Source organism: uncultured Escherichia sp. (assembly GCF_948475835.1).
GTDB lineage: Bacteria > Pseudomonadota > Gammaproteobacteria > Enterobacterales > Enterobacteriaceae > ECMA0423.
Genome location: NZ_CAOLGM010000186.1, coordinates 1 through 6,074, shown reverse-complemented (window position 1 = coordinate 6,074; position 6,074 = coordinate 1). Strand labels below are relative to the sequence as shown.

At 50.5% G+C, this 6,074-nt stretch carries 5 protein-coding genes; 4 read left to right on the top strand and 1 reads right to left on the bottom strand.

The features are described 5' to 3' along the window. The first annotated feature begins 251 nt into the window (after positions 1 to 251). Genes QZF50_RS22180 through QZF50_RS22165 form a run of 4 tightly spaced genes read left to right on the top strand, consistent with a single transcriptional unit; the run spans position 252 to position 4,968 of the window. Positions 252 to 698, top strand: a complete 447-nt coding sequence (locus QZF50_RS22180; protein ID WP_000729591.1) for a PTS fructose transporter subunit IIA — start codon at positions 252 to 254, stop codon at positions 696 to 698. Positions 699 to 708: 10 nt separating this feature from the next. Then, on the top strand, positions 709 to 2,160 hold the full coding sequence (locus tag QZF50_RS22175) for a PTS fructose-like transporter subunit IIBC (protein ID WP_000446023.1): 1,452 nt from the start codon (positions 709 to 711) through the stop codon (positions 2,158 to 2,160). Then, positions 2,150 to 3,220 carry an aminopeptidase gene (locus QZF50_RS22170; protein WP_001019474.1) on the top strand — a complete coding sequence of 357 codons (1,071 nt, stop codon included), beginning with the start codon at positions 2,150 to 2,152 and terminating at the stop codon, positions 3,218 to 3,220. The genes QZF50_RS22175 and QZF50_RS22170 overlap by 11 nt, the downstream gene beginning before the upstream one ends. Then, entirely contained in the window at positions 3,220 to 4,968 is a 1,749-nt protein-coding gene (locus tag QZF50_RS22165) for a putative frv operon regulatory protein (RefSeq protein WP_061892616.1), read from the top strand. Before QZF50_RS22170 ends, QZF50_RS22165 begins: the two co-directional genes overlap by 1 nt. A 49-nt stretch (positions 4,969 to 5,017) precedes the next feature. On the opposite strand, the gene QZF50_RS22160 is transcribed toward QZF50_RS22165, so the two are convergent. Further along, the gene (locus QZF50_RS22160) at positions 5,018 to 6,016 is read right to left on the bottom strand and encodes a YiiG family protein (protein WP_001173595.1); all 999 of its coding nucleotides are present in this window, start codon (positions 6,014 to 6,016) and stop codon (positions 5,018 to 5,020) included. Between the last annotated feature and the right edge of the window lie 58 nt (positions 6,017 to 6,074).

Genomic DNA, 6,074 nt, shown 5'->3' with positions numbered 1-6,074 from the left:
CATATTACACCTTCAGTTAATATATCCCGGTAACTTATATTTCCCCGATGCATTGTGAGTAAATCACAAAAATAATGAATAACTCATTAATGATTCATGTGGTTTATTTAAATAACCATTATGTGCATTACTCCGCAAATCTGACCTTTCACTCTGTCTCAAATTGTCATTGTTTACCGACATATCGCCTCTCATCACTTAATCGCTCCACCATTACAATTGATTAAAATATATTTCATGGAGTCCGATTAATGGCAGCTCTTACTGCAAGCTGTATTGACCTGAATATTCAGGGCAATGGCGCTTATTCCATTCTGAAGCAGTTGGCGACAATGGCGTTACAAAACGGTTTTATCACCGACTCACACCAGTTCCTGCAAACCCTGCTGCTGCGCGAAAAAATGCACTCTACTGGATTTGGTTCCGGCATCGCCGTGCCGCACGGTAAAAGCGCCTGCGTTAAACAACCGTTCGTGTTATTCGCCCGCAAAGCGCAGGCTATTGACTGGAAAGCCAGCGATGGCGAAGACGTCAATTGCTGGATCTGCCTCGGCGTGCCGCAAAGCGGCGAAGAGGATCAGGTCAAAATCATCGGTACACTGTGTCGCAAAATTATCCACCAGGATTTTATTCACCAACTGCGACGAGGCGACGCCGACCAGGTGTTTGCCTTGTTAAATCAAACCCTCAGCTCATAAGGAAGTGGCGATGGAGTCATCCTTACGTATTGTCGCGATCACCAACTGCCCCGCCGGGATCGCTCACACCTACATGGTGGCGGAAGCCCTGGAACAGAAAGCCCGTTCTCTCGGCCATACCATAAAAGTGGAAACTCAAGGGTCCAGTGGCGTTGAAAACCGCTTATCCAGCGAAGAGATTGCCGCTGCCGATTACGTCATTCTCGCTACCGGGCGTGGCCTGAGCGGCGATGACCGGGCGCGGTTTGCCGGGAAGAAGGTTTATGAGATTGCCATCTCCCAGGCGTTGAAAAATATCGACCAGATTTTCAGTGAATTACCAACAAACTCGCAGCTTTTTGCCGCAGATAGCGGCGTGAAGCTCGGCAAACAGGAAGTACAAAGCGGCAGCGTAATGAGCCACCTGATGGCGGGCGTCTCTGCGGCGCTGCCGTTTGTTATCGGTGGCGGTATCCTGGTGGCGCTTGCCAACATGCTGGTGCAGTTCGGCCTGCCGTATACCGATATGTCGAAAGGCGCGCCGTCGTTTACCTGGGTGGTTGAATCCATCGGTTATCTCGGCTTCACCTTTATGATCCCCATCATGGGCGCTTATATTGCCTCGTCGATTGCCGATAAACCCGCTTTCGCTCCGGCGTTTCTGGTTTGCTATCTGGCGAATGACAAAGCCCTGCTCGGCACCCAGTCAGGTGCGGGATTCCTCGGCGCGGTGGTGCTGGGGCTGGCGATTGGCTATTTCGTCTTCTGGTTCCGTAAAGTGCGCCTTGGCAAAGCATTACAACCGCTGCTCGGTTCAATGCTGATCCCGTTCGTTACTCTGCTGGTTTTCGGCGTGCTCACTTACTACGTTATCGGACCGGTAATGTCCGACCTCATGGGCGGGTTGCTGCACTTCCTGAACACCATTCCTCCATCAATGAAATTTGCGGCAGCGTTTCTGGTCGGTGCGATGCTGGCGTTCGATATGGGCGGCCCCATCAATAAAACCGCCTGGTTCTTCTGCTTCTCACTGCTGGAAAAACACATTTATGACTGGTACGCCATCGTCGGCGTTGTCGCGCTGATGCCGCCCGTCGCGGCGGGTCTTGCGACGTTCATTGCGCCCAAACTGTTTACCCGACAGGAAAAAGAGGCTGCCAGTAGTGCCATTGTGGTCGGTGCCACAGTCGCAACCGAACCTGCTATTCCTTACGCTCTGGCAGCTCCGTTACCGATGATTACCGCCAATACGCTGGCGGGCGGTATTACCGGCGTGCTGGTGATCGCTTTCGGAATCAAACGTCTGGCACCTGGTTTGGGTATCTTTGACCCGCTGATCGGCCTGATGTCGCCGGTAGGTTCGTTTTATCTGGTGCTGGCGATTGGCCTCGCGCTAAACATTTCATTCATTATCGTCCTGAAAGGATTGTGGTTACGCCGCAAAGCGAAAGCCGCGCAACAGGAGCTTGTCCATGAACATTGAGTTACTGCAACAGTTGTGCGAAGCCAGCGCCGTCAGCGGCGATGAACAGGAAGTTCGCGACATCCTGATAAACACGCTGGAACCTTGCGTTAATGAAATCACCTTTGATGGTCTGGGCAGCTTTGTTGCCCGTAAGGGGAATAAAGGTCCAAAAGTTGCCGTTGTCGGGCATATGGATGAAGTCGGCTTTATGGTCACCCACATCGACGAGAGCGGTTTTCTGCGTTTTACCACCATTGGCGGCTGGTGGAATCAGTCGATGCTCAACCACCGGGTAACCATACGCACACACAAGGGAGTGAAAATCCCTGGTGTGATTGGTTCCGTCGCGCCTCATGCGTTAACGGAAAAGCAAAAGCAACAACCGCTGTCATTTGATGAGATGTTCATTGATATTGGCGCGAACAGTCGCGATGAGGTGGAAAAACGCGGTGTGGCGATGGGCGATTTTATTAGCCCGGAAGCCAATTTTGCCTGCTGGGGCGAAGATAAAGTGGTCGGCAAGGCGCTGGATAACCGCATCGGCTGCGCAATGATGGCTGAACTATTGCAGACGGTGAATAATCCCGAAATTACGCTGTATGGCGTCGGCAGCGTGGAAGAAGAAGTTGGGCTACGCGGGGCACAAACCTCGGCGGAACACATTAAACCGGATGTGGTGATTGTGCTGGATACCGCTGTCGCAGGTGATGTTCCGGGCATTGATAACATTAAATACCCGCTGAAACTGGGCCAGGGGCCGGGGCTGATGCTGTTTGACAAGCGCTACTTCCCCAACCAGAAACTGGTGGCGGCGTTAAAAAGCTGTGCCGCACATAACGATTTACCGCTGCAATTTTCCACCATGAAAACCGGTGCGACGGATGGCGGGCGCTACAACGTGATGGGCGGCGGGCGTCCGGTTGTTGCGCTGTGCCTGCCAACCCGCTATCTGCACGCTAACAGCGGCATGATTTCAAAAGCCGATTACGATGCTCTGCTCACGTTGATACGGGATTTTCTGACCACCTTAACCGCGGAGAAAGTCAACGCGTTTAGCCAGTTCCGTCAGGTGGATTAATGCTAAACGAACGCCAGTTAAAGATTGTCGATCTGCTGGAGCAACAGCCGCGCACGCCTGGTGAGCTGGCGCAACAGACTGGCGTTTCAGGCAGGACCATCCTGCGTGATATTGACTATCTCAACTTTACCCTTAACGGCAAAGCCCGCATTTCCGCCAGTGGTAGTGCGGGCTATCAGCTGGAAATCTTCGAGCGCCGCAGCTTTTTTCAGTTGCTGCAAAAGCACGATAACGACGATCGGCTGCTGGCACTGTTATTACTGAATACCTTTACTCCCCGTGCGCAACTCGCCTCGGCGCTTAATTTGCCAGAAACGTGGGTCGCAGAGCGTCTGCCCCGGTTAAAACAGCGTTATGAACGCGCTTGTTGCCTGGCCAGCCGCCCCGGTTTGGGCCATTTCATTGATGAGACAGAAGAGAAGCGCGTTATCTTGCTGGCGAACTTGCTGCGCAAAGATCCGTTTTTAATTCCGCTGGCGGGCGTAACACGAGACAACCTTCAGCATTTATCCACGGCCTGCGACAACCAACACCGCTGGCCGCTCATGCAGGGTGATTATCTCTCCAGCCTGATTCTGGCGATTTACGCCCTGCGTAATCAACTGACCGATGAGTGGCCGCAATATCCCGGTGACGAGATAAAACAAATCGTTGAACATAGCGGTCTGTTTCTTGGTGATAACGCTGTAAGAACCCTGACAGGTTTGATAGAGAAACAGCATCAGCAAGCGCAGATAATTTCTGCCGATAATGTGCAGCGGTTGCTGCAAAGGGTGCCGGGCATCGCGTCATTGAATATTATTGATACGCAGCTGGTTGAGAACATTACCGGGCATTTATTACGTTGCCTTGCCGCACCGGTGTGGATTGCTGAGCACCGCCAAAGCAGCATGAATAACCTGAAAGCCGCCTGGCCTGCGGCCTTTGATATGAGTCTGCACTTTATTACGCTACTGCGTGAACAGCTCGATATTCCCCTTTTCGACAGCGATCTGATCGGTTTGTATTTTGCCTGTGCGCTGGAGCGGCATCAAAACGAACGCCAGCCGATCATTTTGCTCTCGGACCAGAACGCAATTGCCACTATTAATCAGCTCGCCATTGAGCGCGATGTTTTAAATTGTCGGGTAATTATTGCCCGTAGCTTAAGCGAACTTGTTGCCATTCGCGAAGAGATTGAGCCGTTATTGATCATTAACAATAGCCATTATTTACTGGAAGACGCGGTAAATAATTACATCACCGTAAAAAATATCATTACGGCTGCCGGTATCGAACAAATAAAACATTTTCTGGCGACGGCATTTATTCGCCAGCAACCGGAGCGTTTTTTCTCTGCCCCCGGAAGTTTTCATTATTCGAATGTACGCGGTGAAAGCTGGCAACATATTACCCGGCAAATTTGTGCGCAATTAGTGGCACAACACCATATTACCGCCGATGAAGCACAACGCATCATCGCCCGCGAAGGCGAAGGTGAAAACCTGATTGTTAATCGCCTCGCCATCCCACATTGCTGGAGCGAACAGGAGCGACGTTTTCGTGGATTTTTTATTACCCTCGCCCACCCGATCGAGGTGAATAACGAAATCATTAACCATGTGTTGATTGCCTGCGCCGCCGCCGATGCGCGTCATGAGCTAAAAATATTTAGCTATCTGGCAAGCGTATTGTGTCAGCATCCGGTAGAGGTTATTGCCGGGTTAACAGGATATGAGGCATTTATGGAGTTACTTCACAAGGGGTGAACTGTGTCGGATGCGCCGCATCCGACACTGCATTTATCATCAAAAACGTTTAACGCAGGCTATTATAGTCATCAACCATTTCGTTGTACTCGCGTAATGCTCTCGGGAAAGAGTCGTCGACCATCCAGCTTGAGTTTGCGTCCTGCAGTTGCTCTTTATCCCAGTCAGAGTACGGGACTTTATCTCTGACGCGGCGAACGTATTTTTTAGCCTCGAGTTGATACTGGCCTGCCGAATTAATAAACGAGAAATTCATGCCGCCTTTATCCGCTTCTTTGGCCTGCGCCACCAGCGTTTCCAGTTCAGACACTTTCTTCATTGCCGCTTCTGCATCAAACTTATCTTGCGATATCAGGTTATTAATTTGTTTCGCTGAAATCATGACTGCCAGAGAGTAATAGTGGAATGTTTTCCCTTCTCTTTCTTCAATATTTTTCAGTTCCGCAAGCTGGCGCTTATCGTTAATTTCCTGAATCGCCGCATGATAAGATTCTGCTACAGCTTCAAAGGCTTCCAGATTTTTTAAGAATGTCTGGTGCAGCGTTTTCCCTTTCGCAAACGCATCGTCTTTATAATTTTCCTGGGTGTAATATTTATCCATTTCGTTAATGGTATTACCCAACGCCACGGCAGCATCGATATAACTCACCGCCACGCCATCAATAGGTTGCAGCGCAGGCGTTAACGCCACAGCACTTTTTACGCCTTTTTCACACTCAGCGAGGTTGGATTCACTAATGCCGTAGATGCCATAAACAGTACGCTCTTCACCGGTAGGCCCCTGTTTAAAATCTTTCAGCCAGTCAGCATAACGCGCCAGACTGCTCTGTACAGGGATCTGTAACTTGTTATAGCACTTGATATAGACATCCATTTTTTCGTCGAAAACCGCTTGTTCATCGACCACCGGTTGCGCAGGTGTTTCAGGTTTAGCTTCTGCTTTTGCAACGGGAGCTTCAGGAGCTGGTGCGGCAGGTTGACTATTGGCAGGCGGGGGCGTTTCTGTTTCGGCTTTTTTATCATCACAACCCGTCAGACCGAGGGCCATGATGGCGACTATAATAGCGGAAGATAATAAATTCCTTTTCATTTAATTGCCTTATAAA

Bases quoted from the DNA above. Each gene is read 5' to 3' on its own strand.
- QZF50_RS22160 (WP_001173595.1), bottom strand. From the start codon at position 6,016: ATGGCCCTCGGTCTGACGGGTTGTGATGATAAAAAAGCCGAAACAGAA.
- QZF50_RS22165 (WP_061892616.1), top strand. From the start codon at position 3,220: ATGCTAAACGAACGCCAGTTAAAGATTGTCGATCTGCTGGAGCAACAG.
- QZF50_RS22175 (WP_000446023.1), top strand. From the start codon at position 709: ATGGAGTCATCCTTACGTATTGTCGCGATCACCAACTGCCCCGCCGGG.
- QZF50_RS22170 (WP_001019474.1), top strand. From the start codon at position 2,150: ATGAACATTGAGTTACTGCAACAGTTGTGCGAAGCCAGCGCCGTCAGC.
- QZF50_RS22180 (WP_000729591.1), top strand. From the start codon at position 252: ATGGCAGCTCTTACTGCAAGCTGTATTGACCTGAATATTCAGGGCAAT.